The 24217-nt window shown below is 50.1% G+C and carries 21 protein-coding genes and 1 riboswitch; of the genes, 15 read left to right on the top strand and 6 right to left on the bottom strand.

Annotated elements, in window-relative coordinates:
* The first annotated feature begins 64 nt into the window (after window positions 1-64).
* From NST07_RS28775 to NST07_RS28745, 7 genes are all read left to right on the top strand, one after another.
* The gene (locus NST07_RS28775; protein ID WP_341096098.1) at window positions 65-409 is read left to right on the top strand and encodes a thioredoxin family protein; all 345 of its coding nucleotides are present in this window, start codon (window positions 65-67) and stop codon (window positions 407-409) included.
* A gap of 136 nt (window positions 410-545) precedes the next feature.
* Window positions 546-1478, top strand: a complete 933-nt coding sequence (locus NST07_RS28770) for a COX15/CtaA family protein (protein WP_342480624.1) — start codon at window positions 546-548, stop codon at window positions 1476-1478.
* A 99-nt stretch (window positions 1479-1577) separates the two neighbouring features.
* Window positions 1578-3362, top strand: a complete 1785-nt coding sequence (locus NST07_RS28765; RefSeq protein WP_342480623.1) for a UbiD family decarboxylase — start codon at window positions 1578-1580, stop codon at window positions 3360-3362.
* A gap of 134 nt (window positions 3363-3496) precedes the next feature.
* A complete protein-coding gene (locus tag NST07_RS28760; RefSeq protein WP_342480622.1) occupies window positions 3497-4237 on the top strand; it encodes a Cthe_2314 family HEPN domain-containing protein in 741 nt (246 codons plus the stop codon).
* A gap of 89 nt (window positions 4238-4326) precedes the next feature.
* A riboswitch (SAM riboswitch) is annotated at window positions 4327-4469 on the top strand.
* Window positions 4470-4568: 99 nt separating this feature from the next.
* Window positions 4569-5585: a methionine ABC transporter ATP-binding protein gene (locus tag NST07_RS28755; protein WP_341096090.1), complete on the top strand. Its 1017-nt coding sequence runs from the start codon at window positions 4569-4571 to the stop codon at window positions 5583-5585.
* The gene (locus NST07_RS28750) at window positions 5585-6253 is read left to right on the top strand and encodes a methionine ABC transporter permease (protein WP_341379729.1); all 669 of its coding nucleotides are present in this window, start codon (window positions 5585-5587) and stop codon (window positions 6251-6253) included. The genes NST07_RS28755 and NST07_RS28750 overlap by 1 nt, the downstream gene beginning before the upstream one ends.
* Window positions 6254-6305: 52 nt before the next feature.
* Entirely contained in the window at window positions 6306-7184 is an 879-nt protein-coding gene (locus NST07_RS28745; protein ID WP_341096085.1) for a MetQ/NlpA family ABC transporter substrate-binding protein, read from the top strand.
* 225 nt (window positions 7185-7409) lie between these two features.
* Here NST07_RS28745 and NST07_RS28740 read toward each other — a convergent pair whose 3' ends face one another.
* A complete protein-coding gene (locus NST07_RS28740) occupies window positions 7410-7658 on the bottom strand; it encodes a NifU family protein (RefSeq protein ID WP_038596139.1) in 249 nt (82 codons plus the stop codon).
* 82 nt (window positions 7659-7740) lie between these two features.
* On the opposite strand from NST07_RS28740, the gene NST07_RS28735 reads away from it, so the two are divergent.
* A complete protein-coding gene (locus NST07_RS28735) occupies window positions 7741-7995 on the top strand; it encodes a YuzB family protein (RefSeq protein WP_341096083.1) in 255 nt (84 codons plus the stop codon).
* 35 nt (window positions 7996-8030) lie between these two features.
* Here NST07_RS28735 and NST07_RS28730 read toward each other — a convergent pair whose 3' ends face one another.
* Together NST07_RS28730 and mqnE are read right to left on the bottom strand one after the other, a co-directional pair.
* Complete coding sequence (locus NST07_RS28730) at window positions 8031-9092, bottom strand: FAD-dependent oxidoreductase (RefSeq protein ID WP_341096082.1); 1062 nt, start codon at window positions 9090-9092, stop codon at window positions 8031-8033.
* 81 nt (window positions 9093-9173) lie between these two features.
* Window positions 9174-10280, bottom strand: a complete 1107-nt coding sequence (mqnE, locus tag NST07_RS28725) for an aminofutalosine synthase MqnE (RefSeq protein WP_342480621.1) — start codon at window positions 10278-10280, stop codon at window positions 9174-9176.
* Between the two features lie 351 nt (window positions 10281-10631).
* Here mqnE and NST07_RS28720 point away from each other — a divergent pair, with 351 nt between their 5' ends.
* Window positions 10632-10991, top strand: a complete 360-nt coding sequence (locus NST07_RS28720) for an iron-sulfur cluster assembly accessory protein (RefSeq protein WP_038596130.1) — start codon at window positions 10632-10634, stop codon at window positions 10989-10991.
* 174 nt (window positions 10992-11165) lie between these two features.
* Window positions 11166-11702 (top strand): GNAT family protein, encoded by a 537-nt coding sequence (locus NST07_RS28715; RefSeq protein WP_342480620.1) that lies wholly within the window; start codon window positions 11166-11168, stop codon window positions 11700-11702.
* A 411-nt stretch (window positions 11703-12113) separates the two neighbouring features.
* Here the strand turns inward: NST07_RS28715 and NST07_RS28710 are convergent, their stop codons facing one another.
* A complete protein-coding gene (locus NST07_RS28710) occupies window positions 12114-12323 on the bottom strand; it encodes a hypothetical protein (protein WP_076112514.1) in 210 nt (69 codons plus the stop codon).
* A 311-nt stretch (window positions 12324-12634) separates the two neighbouring features.
* Between NST07_RS28710 and NST07_RS28705 the strand changes: the two genes are divergently transcribed.
* Window positions 12635-13297 (top strand): YheC/YheD family protein, encoded by a 663-nt coding sequence (locus NST07_RS28705; protein ID WP_341096077.1) that lies wholly within the window; start codon window positions 12635-12637, stop codon window positions 13295-13297.
* A gap of 325 nt (window positions 13298-13622) precedes the next feature.
* Window positions 13623-13766, top strand: coding sequence for a sporulation histidine kinase inhibitor Sda (gene sda / locus NST07_RS28700; RefSeq protein ID WP_076112513.1), 144 nt, complete (start codon window positions 13623-13625; stop codon window positions 13764-13766).
* 131 nt (window positions 13767-13897) lie between these two features.
* On the opposite strand, the gene NST07_RS28695 is transcribed toward sda, so the two are convergent.
* A complete protein-coding gene (locus NST07_RS28695) occupies window positions 13898-14899 on the bottom strand; it encodes an NAD(P)/FAD-dependent oxidoreductase (protein ID WP_341096076.1) in 1002 nt (333 codons plus the stop codon).
* Window positions 14900-15200: 301 nt separating this feature from the next.
* Between NST07_RS28695 and NST07_RS28690 the strand changes: the two genes are divergently transcribed.
* The 3 genes from NST07_RS28690 to NST07_RS28680 all read left to right on the top strand — a co-directional run bounded on the left by NST07_RS28690 (window position 15201) and on the right by NST07_RS28680 (window position 23258).
* Window positions 15201-16394 carry an NAD(P)/FAD-dependent oxidoreductase gene (locus NST07_RS28690; RefSeq protein WP_038596116.1) on the top strand — a complete coding sequence of 398 codons (1194 nt, stop codon included), beginning with the start codon at window positions 15201-15203 and terminating at the stop codon, window positions 16392-16394.
* A 1-nt stretch (window position 16395) separates the two neighbouring features.
* A complete protein-coding gene (locus NST07_RS28685; RefSeq protein WP_340896714.1) occupies window positions 16396-16644 on the top strand; it encodes a hypothetical protein in 249 nt (82 codons plus the stop codon).
* 200 nt (window positions 16645-16844) lie between these two features.
* Window positions 16845-23258, top strand: coding sequence for a phosphodiester glycosidase family protein (locus NST07_RS28680; protein ID WP_342480619.1), 6414 nt, complete (start codon window positions 16845-16847; stop codon window positions 23256-23258).
* Between the two features lie 122 nt (window positions 23259-23380).
* Here the strand turns inward: NST07_RS28680 and hemQ are convergent, their stop codons facing one another.
* Window positions 23381-24139, bottom strand: a complete 759-nt coding sequence (hemQ, locus tag NST07_RS28675) for a hydrogen peroxide-dependent heme synthase (RefSeq protein ID WP_038596109.1) — start codon at window positions 24137-24139, stop codon at window positions 23381-23383.
* Between the last annotated feature and the right edge of the window lie 78 nt (window positions 24140-24217).

Below are 24217 nucleotides of genomic sequence, written 5' to 3'. Positions count from 1 at the left end.
TGAGCACATTTTGCTTCACTTAAAGGGTAACCGACTCAATGATGAAGAAAGGATTGGATAATCCATGGATAAAATTTCTTCCCCTGCGGAATTTCAGGTAGCGATTCAATCACCGCGCTTGAGCGTAGCTATATTCAAGGCGGATTGGTGCTCCGATTGCAAGTTTATTGATCCTTTTATGCCTGAAGTGGAGCAGAAATACGATGGACGTCTTACGCTTGTAGAGGTGGATGTTGATGCGGTAGGCGATGTCAGCCAGGAACAGAACATTCTTGGAATTCCCAGCTTTGTCGCTTACACCGACGGGCGTGAGCTTGTAAGATTCGTTAATAAGCTGCGCAAATCCCGTGAGGAAATTGAGAGTTTTCTGAATACGGCGCTTGAGGTTTATCTGAGTATTCACAAGTAATGATGTTTGCACACCGCTTTCGCCTTGATAGAGCAGAAGCGGTGTTTTTTTAAAAATAAAAGAATTTATATACTTCATGCTATAAATTATCCTTATATTATCCAGTTCATTCCTATGAAAAAAGCGGGTGATCCTATTGACGACAAATCAATTGAAAACGCTTAGCTATATCACTTGTCTCACAATGTTTTTCGCCTTGCTTGGAGGCGCTGTGGTCACGAAGACGGGATCGGGACTGGAGTGCGGACATGATTGGCCGCTCTGCCACGGAAAGCTGATTCCAGCCTATACCGTGGGATCAATGATCGAGTACACCCACCGCTTGTTCAGTGGGTTGGCGGGTTTGATGTCGTTAATATCGGTGTTTGCCTTTTGGCGTTATGCCCGCAGACAGAAGGAACTGCTCGTTTATGCTGGGCTGACACTTTTTTTTGTAGTGGTACAGGGTGGAATGGGAGCGCTTGCGGTCATGCAAGCGCAGTCTGCTGCGGTGATGGCCCTGCATATGGGCTTCTCTTTAATTGCTTTCGCCAGCTCACTCATGCTCGCGCTGGGGACGAAGCGGCGGCATGAATCTATAGCCGTAGAGGAAGCTTACGGTCAAGGGGTAAGCCGGGGGTTCCGCAACTTAACGTGGTTTACGGCGTTATATTCATATATTGTCGTTTATATCGGAGCTTATGTTAGCCACACAGATTCACAGGGAGGCTGCTCCGGCTGGCCGCTCTGCAATGGGGAATGGATTCCCGAGCTGTCTGGTGGTGTAGGCATTGTGTTTGTACACCGGGTTGCGGCGGCGCTGCTGTTTGTTCTGATTGCACTGCTTGGACATTTAGCCTATTGGAAACACAGAGCATGGCCTGAGCTGAGGGCTCTGGGCGTTGCCGCGGTTGTGCTCTGCCTGCTGCAGGTACTTAGCGGTGCGGCTGTGGTGCATACGCTGTATAACGAACAATTGTACATATTTGCTGCGCTGGCCCATATTTTGCTGATTGCTGGACTGTTCGGAGTCTTGTGCTACATGAGTGTGCGTGTAGGGCAGCTGAGCAGAAAGAATAAATCAAACTAAATGCAGGGGAAATGTTCGTCTGTCCTGTATCGTTAGTTCTCAGTAGAGACTGCCAATCAGACTTTGGGCACTCAGCCAGGTTTGAGGAGGAACAATAAAGTGGGATACGATAATTTGCGTCAATGGATCGAGCAGTTGAGAAAGGATAAGGATCTCGCTGTGATTGATACTCCGGTGGACCCCTATCTTGAACTGGCGGAGATTCATCGGCGTGTGGTTCGGGAAGAAGGGCCGGCATTGCTCTTTACCCATGTAAAAGGAACCCCTTTTCCAGTCGCGACAAATTTATTCGGGACGGTCCGCAGGGTAAACCAGGCATTTGGGACCCGGCCCGAACAGCTGATGAAGTCGCTGACGGGGGCGGTGGAAACTTTGCTGCCGCCCACCCCCTCGGCGATATGGAAAGAAAAAGGGCTGCTGTATGATCTGCTCAAGGTCGGCGTCAAAGATGTGCCGCAGGGTGAAGCGCCTGTGCTGGGCATATGCCGCAGTACCGACCCGCTGCAGGAGTTGCCCAGAGTGACAAGCTGGCACGAGGATGGCGGGCCGCTGATTACCCTTCCGTTAGTATATACCGAGAGTATTACCAATCCGTTGAACCGTAACCTTGGAATGTACCGTGTGCAAATTTATGATGACAATACAACAGGTGTCCATTGGCAAATCCATAAAGGCGGCGGTTTTCATCACCGTGAGGCTGAACTGCTCGGCGAGGCGCTGCCAGTCTCCGTATTTCTCGGCGGCCCGCCGGCGCTGATTGCCTCAGCCATTGCTCCCCTGCCGGAGCGGCTGCCTGAACTGCTGCTGGCTTCGCTGATGCTTGGCCGCCGGCTGCCCATGGTTAAGGATCCCATGGGCGGACACCGGATTCCCGCTGAATCCGAATTTGCCATCCGCGGTCTTGTAACGCCGCTGGAGCGTCGCCCGGAGGGACCTTTCGGAGATCCCTACGGATATTATTCCCGGCAGCATGATTTCCCTGTCCTGCATGTTCAGCGGATGTGGCATCGCAAGGATGCGATTTATCCGGCAACGATTGCCGGCAAACCCCGCCAGGAGGACTATTATTTGAAGGATTTTCTTCAGCGCCTCCTGTCCCCGGCCTATCCGCTGCTGATGCCGTCAGTCAAGGCGCTGTGGTCTTATACCGAAGCCGGCTCGCATTCGCTGGCAGCCGCCGTTGTGCGTGAAAGCTATTCGCGCGAAGCGCTGGCCTCGGCTTTTCGCATTCTGGGAGAAGGCCAGCTGTCTTTGACCAAATTTCTGCTGCTGACGAATGAGCCGGTGGATCTTTGCGATTTCCCCAAGCTGCTGGAGACGGTACTGGAGCGTTTCGATCCGAAAACTGATCTGGTTGTGCTGAATAATACGGCTCAAGATACCTCTGATTATACTGGACAGCAGCTGAATCGCGGCAGTAAAGGCATAATGATGGGAACCGGCTCCCCGGTTCGGGTCCTTCCCCGTATCTATAATGAGGGAGTGCTTCCCGGAATTACCGGCGTTGTTCCTTATTGCGGAGGATGTTTAACGGTATCGGGTGCATCCTATATAGACGACCCTGAGCTTCCGCTGAGACTGATCGCCGAACTGCGCCAGAACGAAACGGAATGGCCGCTCGTCATCCTGGTGGATCACGCCGCTGAAACTGCTCAGACGCAAACCTCCTTTCTGTGGACTGTGTTCACCCGGTTTAATCCGGCGAGCGATATTTACGCAGAATCCGAGGTTAACCGCCATCACATTGGCTATAAGCTGCCGATTGTTATCGACGCCCGCATGAAGCCCGATTATCCGGATGAGCTGGAACCATGCGGGGATATTGTGAAGGTGGTCGACCAAAACTGGAGGAACTATTTCCCGATGCTCACAAAACTAAGTTAATGCTTCCGACGTTAGTTTTGACGAAGTAGATTCAGGATGTAATGCTTACAAAACTAAGCGAATGCTTCCGAAGCGAGTTTTGTACGAAGTAGATTCAGGATGTAATGCTTACAAAACTTTAAGGAGGACAAAACATGCTGCGGATATTACTGGGAGAACCGCCGCGCGAGAACGGCGGTGTACTGGCTGAAGCCATGGACAACATGGCGAAGCTTGCAGCGATGCTGCGCAAGGAGATGAACGCGCATGAGGACCACGACCATGAATACCGCAAGCTGGAGATATGGACGCGCGGGCTGATTTCCTCCCTGGACGAGTTGGAGCAAAGCTGGTTCGCGGCAGCCTTTTACAGGAAATTGGTTGTTGCCGGTTATATGGATGATATGACGGTGATCGAGCAGGGCGATTATGCCCGGTACGTTTATTTTTATAAAAACGGCTTTATTCGTGTCTTCTCACTGCTGGACAAGCTTGGAACTGTATTGAACAGTTTGTATAATCTCAACACGACCAAGGTCAAAGCCCATTTCTCGTATTTCACCGTACTGCGGCAATTTCAATTGCTCAAAGCGCATGCGCCGCTGGCGGAAGAACTGGAGAATATCAAGAACTCTTACCGGGAGCCGCTGCAGAATCTGCGTAAACGCCGCAACGCCGAAATTCATTATATGAATGCGGAAATGCAGGATGATCTCTGGCAAAGACATCAAGGGCTGCATGACAAAATTCAGCTTGAAGATTTGGACAGTCATCTGGAGGATTTAAAGCAGTGCCTTGAGATGGTGTGCAAATCTTTAAGGGCTTCGTTCCGTTACAGCAATGAGCAGTGGCGTAAAAACGCGGCAGCCTTGAAAGCAAGAGACGGCTCTAAGTAAAACTTTCCCTTTGACAAAAAACCTGAAACTTACTATACTTAGGCATGCATTCGTTTCTCACAGAGAACGGCAACTAATTTCATATCATAATCTTATCGAGAGCGGCGGAGGGATAGGCCCGATGAAGCCCGGCAACCGATTTGTGTAATACGCGTCAACCCGCGTTTTAGATGAATGTCATGGTGCTAATTCCTACAATACCGCGTGGTTTGCGGTCTTTGGCAGATGAGAAGGCATTGTTAATAAACGCACAGGGCCTCTTGCGATCTGCAATCGATCGTAAGAGGTCTTTTTGATGTTATAGAAAGAAATAAAGAGAGGGGGACATCAATTGATAGAGCTAAAAGGTTTAACCAAGGTCTACGGAAAAGGCAGCAAGGCCGCTACAGCGCTCTGGGATCTGAACCTGTCCATCAAAAAAGGTGAGGTTTTTGGAGTAATCGGTCATTCCGGAGCGGGAAAAAGCACCCTAATCCGCTGCATTAACCTGCTGGAGCGTCCGACAGAGGGTGAGGTATGGGTGAACGGTGTGGATCTGACGGCGCTGAATCAGAGGCAATTGCAGGAGCAACGGCGCAAAATCGGAATGATTTTTCAGCATTTCAATCTGCTCACTTCGGCTACAGTATACGATAATATCGCTTTTCCGCTGCGGCTGATGGGCACTCCGGGAAAAGAAATTGACCATAAAGTGAAGGAACTGATAACACTGGTTGGTCTCGAACAACATCTGAACAAATATCCTGCCCAGCTGTCCGGTGGACAGAAGCAGCGGGTGGGCGTGGCCCGTGCCTTGGCTAGTGATCCCGATGTGCTGCTATGCGACGAAGCGACCTCAGCGCTGGATCCGCAGACAACAGATTCCATTCTGCGTTTGCTGCTCGATATCAACAAGCGATTTAATCTGACCATTGTGCTGATTACGCATGAAATGCATGTTATACAGAGCATCTGTGACCGGGTCGCAGTCATTCATGGCGGCGGTATTATCGAGCAGGGGAATGTTGCAGAGGTATTCCTAAAGCCCAAGCATGAAGTAACCAAGGAATTTATCCGTAGTGAAACTCAGCAGGACGGGCCTCTTCGGGCGGCCATTGATGCGGTGAACGGTGAATTCGGCAAGGCCGTCAAGATTACCTTTTTGGGACAAAAAACGTACGAGTCTACCTTGTCCCATGTGGCCCGCGATACCGGAGTCAACTTTGCGATTTTGCAGGGGACAATCTCCACAATTAAAGATGTGCCTTACGGCCAGCTGATTGTCCGTTTTGAAGGGTCTCCTGAAGCGGTTGAAGCCACAATCGCCGAGTTAACGGCGCAGGGGCTTGATGTGGAGGTGATTTCATAGTGGGCGGATTGAATTTTAATACGATTAATTGGGAAGAAATGCTTGATGCAACAGTGGCTACACTAAAAATGTTGGCATTTTCCGGAATATTCACAATTATTCTTGGTTTACCACTCGGAATTGTGTTATATTTATGGGGAAGATCAAATAACATTGTTATCAGGGTTATTTACTCGGCATTATCGCTGCTTGTAAACATCCTGCGTTCCGTTCCATTTCTTATTCTAATGGTAGCATTGATTCCTTTCAGCAAGTCAATTATGGGGACTTCGATAGGCGTGCTCGGTACAATTCCGGCGCTGGTCATCGGTGCGGCTCCGTTTTTTGCCAGGCTGGTAGAGACAGCACTGCGTGAGGTTGACCGGGGCGTGATTGAAGCAGCACAAGGAATGGGAGCTTCCACAGGGCAGATCGTTATGCGTGTACTTTTGCCCGAGGCTCGTCCAGGCTTGCTTGCCGGAGTGACCATCACTCTCGTTACGCTCGTTTCCTATACCGCGATGTCGGGTATGATCGGCGGCGGCGGTCTTGGTGACCTGGCAATCCGCTACGGTTATTACCGGTATGAGAAAGAAGTTATGATTATCTCCGTAGTGCTGATGGTTATACTAGTTCAGCTGCTGCAAATGGCCGGAGACCGGCTGGTCAAATTTTTTACCCGGAAATAAGGTACGTCCATATATAGCCTTATTCATACACTTAATAAAGGGGGATTTACAGATGAAGAAAGTACTGCTCACATTTTTCAGTTTGACCTTGGTATTGGTGCTGGCTGCTTGCGGCAACAATAACAATACCAATAACGTGGCTAATTCCGCCGCAACGAATGCACCAGTAACAGATGCTTCTGCAGAGCCAACGACCGAACCAGCTGCAGAACCTGTAACCCTCGTGGTCGGCGCATCTCCTGTGCCGCATGCTGAAATTCTCAAGGCTATCGCTCCGCTGCTTGAAGCACAAGGCATCAAGCTGGAAATCAAAGAATTTACAGACTATATCCTGCCGAACACACAGCTTGCCGAAAAGGCACTGGATGCGAACTTCTTCCAGCACAAGCCTTACCTTGATGACCAGAACAAAAAGAACGGCTCGGAACTGGTATCGGTAACTGCTGTTCACGTTGAACCTTTCGGCGCTTATTCCAAAAAAATCAAATCGATTGATGAACTGGCTGACGGCGCGAAAGTAGCCATTCCGAACGATGCCACCAACGGTGGACGCGCACTGATCCTGCTGGCCAAAAACGGTCTGATCACCTTGAAAGACGACACTAATATTACTTCCACCAAAGCGGATATTACCGAAAACAAAAAGAAACTTGAGATCATTGAATTGGATGCAGCAATGCTGCCACGCCAGCTTGATGAAGTGGATATTGCTCTGATCAACACCAACTTTGCACTTGAAGCGGGCCTTGTTCCAACCAAAGATGCATTGTTCATTGAAGGAGCAGATTCCCCTTACGCCAACCTGCTGGTATCCCGTCCTGATAACAAGGATTCCGATGCTATCCAGAAACTGGCTGCAGCTTTGAACTCTGCGGAAGCTAAAGCATTTATCGAAGAGAAATACGAAGGTGCGATTATCCCTGCATTTTAAGCTAGTGCCTTAGCCGACTTAACAGATTACACCGAAAACCCCCGCATGCCAGAAAAAGGCATGCGGGGGTTTTTAGCACTCCGGTTGTTGCGAAATGTGAAATCCTCTATAATATATATAACAAGTGGAAACGATAATTTATAGTGTAAAGCCTATAAGTTCTTATACCTTCAAAAAAATCCCGGGTCTTCTTCTCAGAAGATCCGGGATCGGTATCAAACGGGATTAGAATACTTGAACAACTTCTTCTACGCCTTCTACTTCTTCAAGGAGGGCGCGTTCGATCCCGGCTTTCAACGTGATCGTGGAGCTGGGGCAACTGCCGCAGGCACCCATAAGCTTCAACTTAACAATGCCGTCTTCAACATCGATCAGTTCGACGTCACCGCCATCGCGCTGCAGGAACGGACGAAGTTTATCGAGCACTTCCAGTACTTCATCATACATGGTGGTGCTTTGTACATTCTCACTCATTTCTCAATCACTCCTTTCGTAAGTTCATTATAGTACAAAAAGTTAAAAAATAAAATGGTTAGTGCAGAATAGGGAGAGCATCATGAGACCAATTATTGAATTTTGTGCCAGTAATATTGGCCATGGCACGGAACCGCTGAAACAAAAGCTGGAACAAAATCCGGAATACGATGTAATTGAATACGGTTGTCTGAACAACTGCGGCGAGTGCTACCTGCAGCCATTCGCCATGGTTGACGGCGAAATTATTGAAGCAGCTTCTCCGGAGGAACTGGAAGCAGCTATCGAGGCCGCAATTAAGGAACAGGAAGCATGGGACAATCTGGAACTGGACTAGCCAAAGGCTAGTCCTATCCTTGGCCTACCCTTAACTTAACCCAAAGGCCGTTTGGACATCCAAAGTACGCCGCTTTTCAGCAGACGGGGGACACGTCCCATGACGGAGCGGCGGCCCATCAGCCCGAAACCGGCATGTTTGCCCAGGGAACCAAGCGTTCCCTTCAGCTTGATCGCATGGAGCTTCGGCGTTTCGCCGCGCCACAGCGCCTGAAGGATATGTGCTACCTGTTCCCCTTGCGCTCCGGCTGCCTGGGCACTTGGAGCGAATGGAAGGCTGGCGCAGTCGCCGAGCACGTACACTTCCGGATAATCCGCTATATTGTAATATTGGTCCAGCATGATCCGGCCACTCCGGTCTTTCGCTACTTCGAGCTGCTGGACTACCCGGACCGGCTGAATTCCGGCGGTCCATACAGTAACATCAGCAGGAATAGCCTGGGTGCCATTGTAGATGGCATCCTTTTCTACATGAGATACGGAAATTTTGCCTAGCGTCTCGACATGGTGTTCGCTGAACCATTCTTCCACATACTTGGACAGCTTCGCCGGAAAAGCCGACAGCACCCGTTCCCCGCGATCCAGTATAGAAATATTCAGGTCAGGACGGCTTTCACGCAGCTCTGCAGCAATTTCCACTCCGCTTAATCCCCCGCCTACAATATTAACTGTTCCATAAGGCTTCACATCATTCAGCCGCCGATACGTTTCCCGCGTTCCCGAGAAGCTCTGGATACTGCAGGTATATTGCTCTGCTCCTTGAATGCCATGATAATTATCTGTACAGCCGAGAGCGATCGCCAGGATATCATAGGAAACCGGCTCACCGGTCTCCATGAATATCATTCTGCTCTCCAGATCAATGGAGCCTACCTCACCATATCGGACGGTCAGACGCGGATGCACGGGAAATTGGATGCGTAAATGGTAATCGTTCACCGTCCCTGCAGCAAGCGCATAATACTCTGTCTTGATTCCCTGATAAGGCATCCGGTCGATTAGGACGATCTCCATATCATGAGGGAGATGGTTGTTGAGCAGTTCTTGGATAAGGGCAAGGCCGCCGTAGCCGCCGCCCAGGACGAGTAGTGTTCTCATGCAGACCGATCTTCCTTTCGAGTAGTGCTCAAATATGGTTTTGCAGCAGCGAAGGACAATCCCGGTAACTCAGTTGTTTATTTATTCGTAAACCTTAATTTCATTGTAGAAGGTATCCCGTTCAACCGGAATCCGACCGGCGCCTTTTACGAGCCAGATCAATTCTTCGCGTGTCAGACCTTCGGGCGTTAAAGCACCCGCGGCGTGACTGATCCGTTCTTTTAAGATCGTGCCATGCACGTCGGAAGCTCCAAAGCTTAAGGCAACTTGAGTGAGCTGCGCGCCAATATTAATGAAGTAAGCTTTAATATGGTCAACATTATCCAGCATCAAACGGCTGATCGCAATCGTCTTAAGATCCTCGTACGCGGAGTTGCGGCGCATAATCCCGGCGTTTTTGTTCTTGGGCTGCATGGACAGCGGGATAAATACCATAAATCCATTCGTCTCATCCTGCAGCTCGCGGATTTGCAGCATATGGCGGATGCGGTCCTCATGCGATTCGATGGAGCCATAGAGCATAGTGGTGTGCGTCTTCATGCCCATCTGATGGGCAACCCGGTGCACTTCCAGATACTCTTCGACGTTTGCTTTATCAACACGCATTTTTTTACGGTATTGGTCAGAGAGAATTTCAGCTCCGCCTCCGGTAAGTGATTGGAGTCCGGCTGCGCGCAGCTGCTCCAGCACTTCACGGATGCTGAGTCCGCTGATCCGGGTGAAGAAATCAATTTCCGCCGCAGTATAGGCTTTTAAGGTAACTTCAGGAAACCGCTCATGCAGAGCTTTCAGCGAATCAACGTAATATTGGAAGGGCACCTTATCATTATGGCCGCCGACAATATGGAATTCGCGTACGCCGGGATGAATATGCTGTTCGACATATTGCACCATTTCCTGACCGGAAAGCGTATAAGCGCCTTCTTCTCCGTCATCCTTGCGGAAATTGCAGAATGCACAGTGGGATTCGCAAACATTGGTGAAATAAAGACTCATGTTTTCGATAAAATATACCTTGTTTCCATTCTTGCGCTGGTTGACCTCATTAGCCAGCTGGCCGATCGTTAGCAAATCGTTGCTCTCATATAAATAAACGCCGTCTTCCAAATTTAATCGTTCTCCGCCGCGAACCTTTTCGATAATGTTCGCCATTCTGGCGTCTGTGTGGGGGGTGATAAGAGTAGACATATGATTTCCTCCTGAAGGTTTGGCGAGGTGAATACACCCGCAGAATCGTAACCGAAAATTACTAAAACACACGTTGTCCAGCGTAAAAAATGGAGGCTTTGATGGCCTCCGTGACAATTTTCCGAATTTTTACGTATATTGCTTCCCCTATTATAAACCTCTCTCCAAGGGTGAGCAACCGCTGAGACTTGAAGTATAGAGCGGATAAATCGTATCCAAGGCAGCAGATATGACTTGAGGGCATGGGAAGAGTGGGGTATACTTAATTTAATATAGAAAATTACTTTTGGCCGGAAGGCTGTCATAGCATAAGAAGCAGATAGGCTAACAAACTTTCAGGAGGTTGAGATCATGATTACAATTAGTGAAACAGCGGCAGAACAACTCAAGACAATGCTGGCTGAGCAGGAGCTTCCCAACATGTTCCTTCGTCTTGGCGTAACCCCGGGGGGCTGCAGCGGGTTCTCCTACGCTATGGGCTTTGACGATAACGAGAGCGAGCAGGATGTCTACCTGGATGTCGCTGATCTCAAGGTAGTTGTAAGTAAAGACGACATCCGTTATCTCAACGGTCTGGAGATCGACTTCGAAGAATCCGGCATGACCGGCGGGTTCACCATTAATAACCCGAATGCCACCGCCACCTGCGGCTGCGGTTCCTCCTTCCGAACGAAGGACGATGCCGGCAAGCCTGCAGCTGAGCCTTGCTGAATGGGAAGAGTCGTTTAGTGTCAAAGATACAACCCTTCATGACATACAAAATAAGACTTCAAGGTTAATCGCCTTGGAGTCTTTTTGTATTTCCAATATTTGGTGTGCCTGATATACTGGAGCATAAATGAACCATACGGCACATTACTATTCTTATTAAGGAAGTGATTTGAATTGATCATTGAAACGCAGCGGCTGATCATCCGGGAACTTACAAGTGAGGATTGTGCAGCAGTTCACGGCTACGCATCGGACCCAAGGGTAGTAAAGCATATGATGTGGGGGCCCAACACCGAAGAGGAAACAATAAACTATCTTCATTTAACAATCAGCCAGCAGCATCAGGAGCCGCGTAAAGCTTTTGAATTTGCAGTGGTTCTGAAAGAGACCCATCAGCTGATTGGCGGCTGCGGAATTCATACGCCTGAGCAGGGCCAGGGAGAGATAGGTTATTGCTTTAATTCCCGGTATTGGGGGCAGGGGTTTGCGGCGGAAGCTGCTTGTGCTCTAATATCTTTCGGCTTCCGGCAGCTTGCTCTTCACAGAATATATGCGACCTGCCGTCCGGAGAATACAGGCTCTGCCAAAGTACTGCAAAAGGCCGGAATGAGGTACGAGGGGCATTTGAGAGGACATAAGTGGTACAAGGGAAGTTGGCATGATTCTTACCAGTATTCCATTCTGGAGGAAGAGTACGTATCAAGCAAATAATTACATATAAGAACAGGAGCGGCCACATGGAACGATGGGAATACAGAACAATTAAATTTAAGACCGGCGGATTTTGGGGCGGCAGAGTTGATAATTCGGAATTCCAGGGGGGCTTCCAGAGATATTATTGTTGTCTTTAAGAGAAAGCTGATAGGGTCGTAAAGTACGGGAATAGGCATGAACCCTGCTATTTGTGGTAAAAATCAAGAAATCCAAAGATAACAGCGGCCGGAAGTCCAAATATTCACTGCAGTTGCGTTCTATGCCGGCTCGGTAAGTCTAAAGTTCAACTTATATATATAAGTAGGTTAATAGATCTCAGCGAATGAAGCTGTCCATCTGCACAAGCCATCCTCTCACTCCTTCATAGAGTATAGTATCTGCAATGAAGGAGTGAAACGATCGCCGCAATCAGGCCGGAAGGATAAACTTGAAGTTAATCATAAACACAATTAAAGCGGCGGCTCCCATAGAGAAGGCGATACAACTGGCGCCAAGCACTCTGCGGCGGTCTTTTATAAACTTGAAGCCGAGCGCGCAGACAAGGATGGTGGTACCCGCCAAGACAACAGACATGCCAATCATAGCCACCCAATACAATACCTCGAACAATTGTGCCACTAAGGATCCCTCCTCTTACCGCAATAATACAATGAATTTTAAGATTATTCCAGTTAGTCTGCAGAAGCTCTACATCGAATCATTTCTATTGAATCGTCAAAATAACCGCGCTGTTGCCGTCGAAAAAATGATTGTCGGATGATGCGGATGAATACAGCGCAGTGCGGATAAAGTCCCAGGACATACGGCCCCGGAGCCATATGCCCTTTTTTGCTGTGAACGCCTTCTTACACGGACAATCATACAGGAAGGCGGGGCCGCTCCTGAGTAATGTATAGGGTAGGCTGGGAATCGAAAGGAGCGGGATTAAAATGGCGGGAAGACAACTGGCCAGCAAATGGCTGAAGACCGAAGCGCTGCTTAGCGATGCGCGGGTTGCCGGTTACATTCCGAGAACAAGGGAATACAGTGCTGCCGGGCTGCTTAAAATGCTGAGAAGTTATGGGAATGTTGTGATTAAACCTGTCGTAGGCGGCGGGGGTTACGGGGTAATTAAAGTGTTTCTGGACGGGCGTGGGTACGGCTTCACGTATATGGACAAAACACGCGTGTACCGGGATTTCTCTTCCATGAGGCAGGCGCTTGAGCGTGTGAAGGTAAGACGGAAATATTTGATGCAGCAGGGTATCTCACTGGCCCGGATTGCCGGGCGCCCGATTGATTATCGGGTTAAGGTAGTAAAAAACGGAGCTCGTTGGGAGTTTCGTTCCATGGTGGGAAGATTAGCCCGTCCGGGGCTGTTCGTGACCAACTTGTGCAAGGGCGGAACGATGATGAGCTGCCGTGAAGGGCTGAGAAAATCGTTGCCACGCAACAGAACGGCTACCAAAAAAGCGGAGATGCGGCGACTAACCTTGGTATGTACAGAGCTGATGGAACGTCATTTTCCGGGAATAGGTGAGTTGGGCTTTGATTATGCTATAGATAATTCCGGGAAAATTTGGATTCTGGAAGTAAATACAAGACCACAATAAATAAACATTATTTTAAGAATTGACGATAGTAATAGTAATAAGATAGAATAGCGTTTAGTTATGCCACTCATGAGGTAATATGAGGTAATAAATGTTAAATATTTGAACATAACAAAAATATTTTTGCTGAATATCCTGTGATTTGTTCCTGTGCATAACTATTATCCCCATATTCCACTGCGGAGCATGGGCCTTCGCAACCCTTACTCACATATTATGCACAGGATTTCCACAGTTGGCTGTGGATAATGAGAACGCTTGTTCGAAAAATGATAGTTTGCTATGATAGATTCAGATCCAAATAAAGGAAAGGTAGGTGAACGTTATGGTTGAATTGTCGGATGAGATGTTGTTGGACTCTTATCAGAGAGCTATAGAGCTCCAATTAGAGCATGATTTCATCGCTCTTTTACTCGCTGAAATTCGCAAACGGAACTTACACTCTCCAGTACACGCGGTTTTACATTAAAGATCATAGAATATTTCTGCAGCAGCTGCTTATCTTTAACCGCAAGCGGCACTAAATAGGGTATCTTTTCAAGTTGAAGTGGAATCAACCTGAAAGGATACCCTTTTATTGTGAAAGTATTGGCAGTTGGCTTAGAGCTTAAGATTGCTGCTATGTCCCGGTGAAAGCTTGGCTTCAGGGTCGATATATACCTTGGCATTGTTCACAGCGGTAGGCGCCTCGCCGAATCCTACAGCGATCAGCTTCAGCTTGCCCGGATAGGTGGTAATATCGCCGGCAGCGAAGATTCCCGGAATGCTTGTTTCCATACGCGAGTCAACAACGATGGAGTTGCTCTCAATCTTAATGCCCCACTCGGCGATAGGTCCAAGAGAAGAAACGAAGCCGAAATTGACGATTACGCTGTCGACTTCAATTTCCTGTGTCTCTTTGGTCTTAATATGGGACAAGGTGACCTTGGTAATAAATTCTTCACCATGCAGCTCTGTGATCTCCGAAGGGGTAATTACATTCACCTTGGAGGCCATGAGATTCTCTACACTGTGCTCGTGGGCGCGGAATTTATCGCGGCGGTGAATCAGGGTTACCTGCTCGGCGATCGGTTCAAGCATAAGTGCCCAGTCCACTGCAGAATCTCCGCCGCCGCTGATCAGCACCTTTTTGCCTTTAAATGCATTCAAATCGTTTACAAAATAATGCAGATTGGCTTTCTCAAAACGCTGTGCATCTGCTACCTCCAGACGACGCGGTTCAAACGCGCCTACGCCGGCGGTAATGATGACAGCCTTGCTATGGTATTCCGCTTTATCGGTAGTGACGACGAAATGGCGTTCGTCACGTTTCTCGACAGATACGACCTTTTCTTCCAAACAGATGTTAGACTGGAACAGGTCCATTTGCCGTGAAAGGTTGTCAACCAGTTCCTGTCCGGTAACTTTGGGGAATCCTGCCACATCGTAAATATATTTTTCGGGATAAAGAGCAGCGAGCTGCCCTCCCAATTGGGGCATACTTTCAATAAGGGTTACTGATGCCTGACGCATTCCGCCGTAGAAGGCAGCAAACATGCCGGCCGGACCGCCGCCTATAATCAGAAGGTCGCTCATAGGAACGCCGGATTGCTCTAGTGTCACGTAATATTACACCTCCGAGTTGATATATTCAATTTGCCATACTAGGGTACTTACTCATTATAAACATTGTGGGACCACCCTGCAAAGGCTTTAAATGACCTGAAAATTGTGACGTTTTTTTGCATGATTATATTTGATTAAAACGATACTAAGGTTTACAATGGATATGGTTATTTTAGAAATCCTTTAAGTTTAATTGGAAATTCTTCTGAATTTAAGTGTATAAATTCACAAAAGAACGCTAAATATTTTTACAAAAAATAACACATAGACAGATTTACCTGTTGGAAGGAGCCGGAACATGAGCAGTATTCCAAAAATCGTTATCCTAGGCGCGGGATATGGAGGTATTTTAACTGCCCAGCGGCTGCAAAAGGCTTTGAATTACAATGAAGCCGATGTGACGCTAGTTAACCGACATGAGTATCACTATTTCACTACCCACCTGCATATGCCTGCTGCGGGAACGGACAGCATTGAACATACACGCGTATCTATCTCCAAACTGATTGATGAATTTAAGATTGATCTCGTGAAATCTTCCGTGCAGGAAATCCGTACCCAACAGAAAAAAGTCATTCTGGAGGACGGTACGCTCTCGTATGATTATCTTGTGATTGCGCTAGGCGGCGAGCCTGAAACGTTCGGCATTCCGGGACTTGATAAATATGCGCTGACGATTCGCAGCATCAATTCGGTACGGCTGATCCGCGAGCATATCGAATATCAATTTGCAAAATACAAGAATGAGAATAATGCACAGGAGCATATCAATTTCGTTGTGGGCGGCGCGGGTTTCAGCGGCATCGAATTTGTAGCTGAGCTGGCTGACCGTATCCCTGCGCTGTGCAAAGAATATGATGTAGATCCTAGTATGGTGAATATCTACAACGTGGAAGCGGCCCCGACGGCGCTGCCGGGCTTTGCCCCTGAACTGGTTGAGCATGCGATGACGGTGCTTACGAAGAAGGGGGTAACCTTCAAGATCGGAGTAGCCATTAAGGAATGTCTGCCGAATGGCGTTATTCTCGCAACCGGCGAGGAAATCAAGGCTTCCACAATCGTCTGGACCGGCGGAATCCGCGGCAACCGGCTGATCGAAGCAGCCGGTTTTGAAGCGATGCGCGGACGTGTGAAGATAGATGAATATCTGCGCGCACCGGGACATGAGAATATCTTTATTATTGGCGACGGCTCCCTGATGATTAATCCGGAAGGACGCCCGTATCCGCCGACTGCACAAATTGCCATGCAGCAGGGCGAATGTTGCGCATTTAACCTGGTGGCGGCGATCCGCAGCCAGCAGCCGAAGAAGTTCTCCTTCAGCAACAAAGGCACCGTAGCCTCCCTTGGAAAAGGACAAGGCATTGCCGTTGTAGGCGATAAGACGTACAAAGGCTGGACCGCGGCGCAGCTGAAGAAGGTTGTGGATATGCGTTACCTGTTCATTATCGGCGGCATCCCTCTGGTGCTCAAAAAAGGAAGATTCCTTTAAGATGCGCCACTGCAGCGTGCAAGTTCGCGGACTGTTGACGCGTGAAGAGCTGGACCGCTATAACGGCCTGATTGAGGCCGGTTCCTATCTCGAGGATCAAAGCCGGTATGATCTGGCTTATCATGTCCAGAAGGAAATTGATGTGCTCATTCTCCCGGCAATCGAACGCCTGAAGGATAAGGGCCGGGCCCGCGACCGGGCAACGGCTGAATATCTGGAGAGCTTGCGGGAAGATGACGCGGACGAATAGCAACAAGCCTAATATGAAACGGAAAGCTTCCGGTGACGGGGAGTTTTCCGTTTTTTTCTGCGCACTAACAGATTCATGCCAGTGTTAACAATACACCCTACCGTATTTTATTCTCTCCTGATGTTCAGCACATAAGATGTACCCTATGAGATTGTCCGAATTTAGACATAATGCGACAACCACTGGGAGGGTATAACGAAGTGCAAAGACATCTGCGAAAGTTCAATCCGGCAATCATTTTTCTGTTGCTCTTATCTATGTTTCAGCCAGGTGCAATGGCGAATGCTGCAATTGCTGAACTGCCAGCCAGCGAATACGGCACGGTTATGGATATGCGCAAGACGGAGTTGGCACCGGGTGCGATCTATACCTGGATGGATATTAAAGATGAAAGAGGACGGCAAAAAGTACATACTGTGGAGTTCAATCCGCAGAATACAGGGCTGCAGCTGCGGGCCGGAACGAAAAACGGCAAGGTATACGGAATGCAGGGTGTAACAGGTATGGCAACGTATGCGGATGCACCGGGTAACCGTGTAATTGCAGGCATTAACGGTGATTTCTATGAAATATCCGGCTATGCCACCGGTGTTCCGAATGGCCTGTTTATGGATGAGGGGGTTATCCTGAACAGCGGAGGCTCATATGCTTTTGGGTTAAAAGCGGATGGCACCTCCATTTATGGACAGCCGGAGCTGTCAATGAGCGTGACGCTGAACGGGAAAACAACGCCGCTGAACAGTATCAACCGTTACCGGAATACGGATCAGCTTGTACTCTATACGAAGGATTATAACAGCTCAACGAAATCAACTGCTGATGGCGATGAAATCGTACTGGATATCGCTGAAGGCGAAGTCAAAAGCGGACAAACCCTGAAGCTGAAGGTATCGGAGGTCCGGACAAGCCAAGGCGATACTCCGCTTGCCCAAGGCAAGGTGGTGCTGTCCGCACATGGCGCCTCCAGGGCCGTTTTGCAAGGATTGGCACCCGGCGATGAAGTCACCGCCGCATTTGCACTGAAGGGCGAATGGAAGGATGTCGCACTGGCAATCGGCGGGCAGGGACCGCTAATCAAAGACGGGGTTGTACAAACGGGCGTAGGGCCGTCAGGAGTGCATCCGCGGACAGCCATTGGTACGAAAGCAGACGGCAGTGTGGTGCTTTTTGAAATTGACGGCCGTTCTCCCGGGTTCAGCGAAGGGGTGGAAACAGAGGAACTGGCAAGAATCCTCAAGGATCTCGGTGTCGTATACGCCATGAATCTGGATGGGGGAGGATCTTCGACCTTTGTGGCGAGAATGCCGGGGACGAATGGAGTCAAGATGCTGAATCAGGGGTCGGACGGCTTTGAACGGCAGACCGGCAACGGATTGCTGCTCGTCAACACCGCTCCTGAATTGGCCGTGGCCTCGAAGCTGGCGATCCAGCCGAATGCTGAGAGGATTTTGAAAGGTTCCAGCTTTACCTTCACTGCTGCAGGCATGGATGAAAATGGCCACCCTGCTGCGTACACGGGGGCGTTGAATTGGCAGGTTGATCCGGTTCTGGGGACTATTAATGAACAGGGTGTCTTTACTGCCAGCTCTACAGCCGGAGTAGGCAAAATTAGCGCAGGAGCCGGGAATGCGCAGGGAGAAGGCGAGATTGAAGTCGTCGAAACGCTGACGGAGCTGAAATTCCCCGATGAAATCAAGACATACACATCCGGCCAGTCCGCTCAGTTGTCGGTAAAGGCGCTGCGGGGCGGACAGACCATCCAGGCTGACAACCATAGCTTTGAGTGGCGTGTAGAAGGTGAAATTGGCACGGTGGATGAGAACGGGTGGTTTCAGGCAAGCCATGAGAACGGAAAAAATGGTAGGATTTACGTGAAATATGGCAGTGTGGAAACCTCCTTTGAAGTGAATGTCGGTTTGCCGCCAGTTATGCTGGAGAATTTTGAAGCGGGGATCGACAAATATAAGGCAGCCAGTGCGGCAGCCAACAGCGTAACGCTGGAGGAAGTGACAGATCAGGACTTTATCCGCAGCGGAGACAGGGCGCTGAAGCTGGAATATGATTTTATTGGAAAAACAGGCACCTCAGGAGCTTATGTCGCGGCAACGTCGGTAGAGAACAGGATTCAGATACCGGGTTACCCGGAGAAAATCAGTATGTGGATCTATGGAGACGGGCAGAAGCACTGGCTGCGCGGCCAGATCCGCGACGGCAACAATGCCGCGGTTCCGGTAGATTACACTGATCAGGTGAACGGTGTGAATTGGACAGGCTGGAAATATGTCGAAGTGGCGGTGCCTAAAGGTAAAACAACCCCGTTGTCGATGGATATGCCTGTCCGTTATATGGAGACCAGCAATCTGAAAAAAACAAAGGGTGCCATTTATGTGGATGATATCCGTGCCCTCTATGGCCCCTTGGAAGAAGACCAAACACCGCCGGTCATTAAAAATGAGTATCCTGGCGCTAATGAGATGGTCAAGACGGCAACGCCGGCCCTTTCGGTGAACGGAGAGGATGCCGGCTACGATCCGGTTGCGCATCCGGGAACTACTTTAATCGATGCCTCAAAAGTGCGGTTATTTATTGACGACCAGCTCGTAGAGCATGGCTTCTATCCTCCCAAGGGACAAATTACGTACAAGCCCAAGCTTCCGCTTGCGGAAGGCCGGCATAAGGTGAAGCTTGCAATCCGCGACCTCAGCGGCAATCAGACGATTAAGGAATGGTATTTCACAGTGAATCTGGGATCTCCCTTCTATAAATATGTCACGCCTGAGGTTGTATACGCCGGGAATTCGTACACTGTGGATATAACGGCGGAGAAGGCGGATAAGCTGAAGGAGGGTTCAGTTGCTTTTGCCTTTGACCCTGCGGCTGTCCGCGATCTAAAAGTAATTGCAGGCAGCAAGCTGACAGAAGGCCAGCTCGAACCGGTTATCGACGCGGCCAAGGGTACAGTGCTGCTGAAATTAAACCGAATTCATGAAGCAGGGCTTGAAGACAGCGACCTTCTGGGCCAGATTCAATATACGGTCCGCAATGATTATATCGGGCCTTATACATTGGAACAGCTTGGAGGACAGCTAAGTAAACCGCTGACCATTGAGAATACCTCCGGCTCTGTCACCTCGACAGAGGGCAGCGGAACGGCGATCAGCTTCATTGGTGCTTCACTTGTAAGTACAGTGACGGCGCAGCTTAAGCTGACCTGGAATCATTATGAGATCGCCAAAGGCCTGGCGGCTTCCTTCTCGGTAAGTGAAATGGAGGGGGGAGCGGCCTTCCAGGGAGCCGAACTGCTGATCGACGGTGTAGAAGCAGAGGAAGTATCCGGTGAGGATGGACTGCTGACCACGAAGTCCGCTACTGTAGCAGAAGGGACGTTCAAGCTGCAGGCGGTAAAAGGCAACGCCTATAGTCCGGTGATGACGTTTAAGGTAGCGCCTTATGACGGGACAGCAGCCCCGCGCAACATCAATGTGACCATGGGTGAGGATGCCGATACCAGCCGGCGTTTTGCCTGGCAGACTCAGCCGCAGACGGAGGGCAGTGTAGTTGAATTGGTCAAGCAAGCTGAGTTCACCGGCTTTGAAGACAGCAACGTGCTCAGAATTGAAGGCGCGAGCACCATCTACAACAGCAATAACGACGGAACGATGCGTGTGCATAAAGCGGAAGCGGCTAATCTTGAACCGGGAACGGCCTATGTATACCGGGTGGGGGATGGAGCGGCGAATGTAAGTGCCCAGGGTACATTTGTAACGAGCGGTGGAGACCGTGAAGCCACCAAGTTCCTCTTTATTGGAGATTCGCAGGCGGATTCGCAGGCAGGCTTCGAGCTATGGAAGAATACTGCGCAGCAGGCTTTCCAGTACATGCCGGATGCGGAAATGCTTGTGCATGCAGGAGATATGGTCGACAAGGGCTTCGAGCAGGAGCAGTGGAACTGGTGGTTCGGAGCTGCACAGGAACAGCTGCTGCACACTTCGCTTGTGCCGATTATCGGGAACCATGAAGTGATGGGCACGAACGGTGACGGGGATTATCTGGCCCAGTTCAATAACCCGCAGAACGGTGCGGCGGGTGCCCTGGGAACAAATTTTTCATTTGATATCAAAGACACCCATTTTGTGGTGATGAACACGGAGCATGGCGAGGCGGAGTATAAGGAGCAGGCCCAGTGGCTCGATCAGGATCTGTCAGCCACGGACAAGAAGTGGAAGATCATTTTCTTCCATCAGGGACCTTACGGCAGCATCTATGCCAATGAACGGGTGCAGCAGGTCTGGGTGCCGGTATTTGACAAGCATAAAGTAGATCTTGTGATGAACGGACATGATCACATCTATATGCGCTCCTATCCGATGAATGGAGGGCAGCAGGCTGCCGAAGGCGAGGGCACCCGGTATGTCATCGGCGGATCATCCGGTCCCAAATTCTATGCGCTGACCGAAAGGTTCTGGCAGGAGAAAATTTATGACGAGGACGAGCAAATCTTTACTGCGGTTGAAATAAAAAATGACGGGATTACCGTCACTGCCCGAACGGTTGACGGACAGGAGATTGATCAACTGGTCATTGCTAAAGTGGCTCCGGAATCCGTTACACTGGACCGTACGGAAGCATTGCTTGAGCCTGGACAAAGTATGCAGCTGCATGCGCAGGTGCTTCCTGCCAATGCCTCCAAGGTGAAAATCCATTGGTCTATTGTTTCCGGGCAGCCGGAGAACACGGTAACGGTTAATACTTACGGATTAGTGACAGCCCTTAAGCCGGGGACGGCAGTCGTAAGGGCAGCCGTTGAAGGCTACCCTGCTATATATGCGGAGAGCAAGATAGACGTGGATGCTCTAGAGTCGCTCTCTCTGCAAGGCAAGCAAGTATTACGGGCGGGAGATACCGATCAGACGGTAACTGAAGCTGTGTATGCCTCCGGAAAGCGGATAGCCGTAGTTGAAGGGCTGAGTTATTCCAGCCAGAATACTGATGTGGCCACGGTTGACGATCGAGGACAGGTTCAGGCGCATGCTGTTGGTTCAACTGTGATCTCGGTAACGTACAGAGAACTGGCCGCCCAGTACAAACTTACGGTGTCAACGGACGGTGCGCCAGTGTTGACCGGTCTGAAGATTGAAGGCCCGGAAACACTGGAACAGGGAAGCAAGGGCGTTGCAGTAGTTCAAGCCGTGTACAGTGACGGCAGCCTTGTGAAGCTGGCCAAGGGGGTTCTGTTCGAAACCTCTGATTCTAAAGTGGCGGAAATTAGCGAGTCTGGGGAAATACACGCGCTAAGTGCAGGAACAGTAAAAGTCCGTGGGGAGTATAACGGGATGAGTGCAGAGTACGGGCTGGTGGTGACCGCTGCCGGACAAGAGCCGACGCCAGTACCAACGCCGATACCGACGCCAACACCAATGCCGAGCTCACCCCCGGCACCTGGCGCGGTGATCTCCCCTACTCCTTCTCCGACAGCTGCGGCAACGCTGGAACCCGGAGTCGTGGAGATTGCAGCTGCCCGGTTATCCGGAGAGCGGAATGCGCAAGGGGAAGTTGTAATTACGGCTGATCCAGCCTGGACGGAATTGATCCTGCCAGGGAATGCCGGTGAGTTGCTTGGCAAGGCTCCGCTTAGAGTCCAATCGGCCGCCTTGTCCGTGGTGATTCCCGCCGGAGTGCTCGCCGAATTAAGCAGCAAGGTACCCGAAGGAGCAATCCCTGGCAGCACCATCTCATTGGCTGCTGAAGCGGTTGGCAGCGATAGCGCACAGGCCTTGATCACCCGTGCAGCGCAAATGTCGGGAGCACGGCTGGAAGCGGCAAGTGAAGTGAGGGAATGGAAGCTTAGCCTTACAACGAAGCAGGGTCAGGAATATGTCTTATCGCAATTTGCACAACCGGTTACTATTGCTTATGAGGCAATTCCACAGGGGAATAAAGAGCTGCTGGGTATTTACTATATTGGAGAAGACGGGGCGCTTGTGTATGCCGGCGGTAGATGGACCGAAGGCAGGCTGAGCGCAGCCGTGAGCCATTTCAGTAAATATGCCGTTCTGCATTACGACAGAAGCTTTAGTGATTTGCCTGCAGAGCACTGGGCAACCGGTGCAGTGAAGCAGCTGTCTGCCAAACAGCTTGTGCAGGGAGTGTCTAGAGAACGGTTCGATCCGAACCGGGCGGTTACCCGCGCAGAGTTCACAGCAATGCTGGTGCGTTCACTGGGACTCAGCGGGCATACGGCTACAGGGTTTGCCGATGTGCAGCCGGACAAGTGGTACGCAGAGGCAATTTCTGCGGCGCAGCAGGCCGGAATTGTGAACGGTTTGTCGGGTTCCGTCTTTGGGCCGGAAGCTGAAATTACCCGTCAGGAAATGGCAGTTATGCTCATTCGCGCATACGGGTATGCAGCGGAGACACAGGTGACCACAGCCTCGACTGCGGCAGCTTTTGCCGATACAGCAGACGCTCCGAAATGGGCCAAGACGGCTATTAAAGAGGCCGTGCACCTAGGTCTTTTGCAGGGTCGTGCCGCAGGACGCTTCGAGCCGAAGCAGAACGGTACACGTGCCGAAAGTGCACAAATGATTATGAATCTGCTCCAGTATATGAAATAGGCAGTAACAGAAAGCAAACACACAAACAGACCGCAGCGGTTAGGCTGCGGTCTGTTTGTGTGTTTCTATGAACCCGGCATAAAAGCCATGATATGAAATACAGTGTGCGGCTGTCCGCGGGATTACAGCTTCAGCATCTCTTCGAAGCTCTCCGGAGTCAGCAGATTGCCGACATAGAAAGGGCCGAATTCACCGTAGCGGGCACTGACTTCGTCGAAACGCATTTCGTAGACCAGCTTCTTGAATTGAAGCGCATCCTCGGCGAACAGTGTAACGCCCCATTCCCAATCATCAAAACCGACGGAGCCGGTAATAATCTGTTTTACCTTGCCGGCGTAGCCGCGTCCGATTAGGCCGTGGGAATACATAAGCTCACGGCGTTTCTCCATATCGAGCATGTACCAGTTGTCAGCAAGCTCGCGTTTCTTGTTCATCGGATAGAAGCAGATATGCTTGGCTTGCGGCAGAATCGGCTTCAGGCGGGCTGCCACATGCGGATTCAGCATGGGATCACTGCCATCCCCGGCGCTTCCGCCGGCAGCATAGTTGCTAAGTTCAACAATACTGACGTAAGAGTAGGACTTGGTGGTATATTGGGCAAAGGCGATTTTGTTGAAGGCGGTCTCAAGGCTATTCAAAGCTTCCAGGCTTTCGCGCAGAAACATCATCACGAAATCAGCCTTCTGGCCGACAATGGCGTATACAGCGGAGCTTCCTTCCTTGGCTTCTTCAACCGGGCCCCATTCCTGCATAAAAGCATGCAGCTCCTCCAGGGCAACGGCACGCTCTTCATCATCGGCAGCCGTCCAGGCCGTCCAGTTCAGCGAGCGGAAGTCATGCAGTGCATACCAGCCTTCCAGTGTCAAAGCGGCTTCGTTCATGTTCTCACTCCTTAAAAGTAGAAATAACTTTGCTTAAAACCAGCTTCGAAAGCATACGCTTCTATGTATGATCCGATT

It is taken from the genome of Paenibacillus sp. FSL L8-0340 (genome assembly GCF_038593145.1).
GTDB lineage: Bacteria > Bacillota > Bacilli > Paenibacillales > Paenibacillaceae > Paenibacillus_AQ.
Note: the sequence above shows the minus strand (reverse complement) of the source record. Positions and strands in the feature narration are given on the sequence as shown.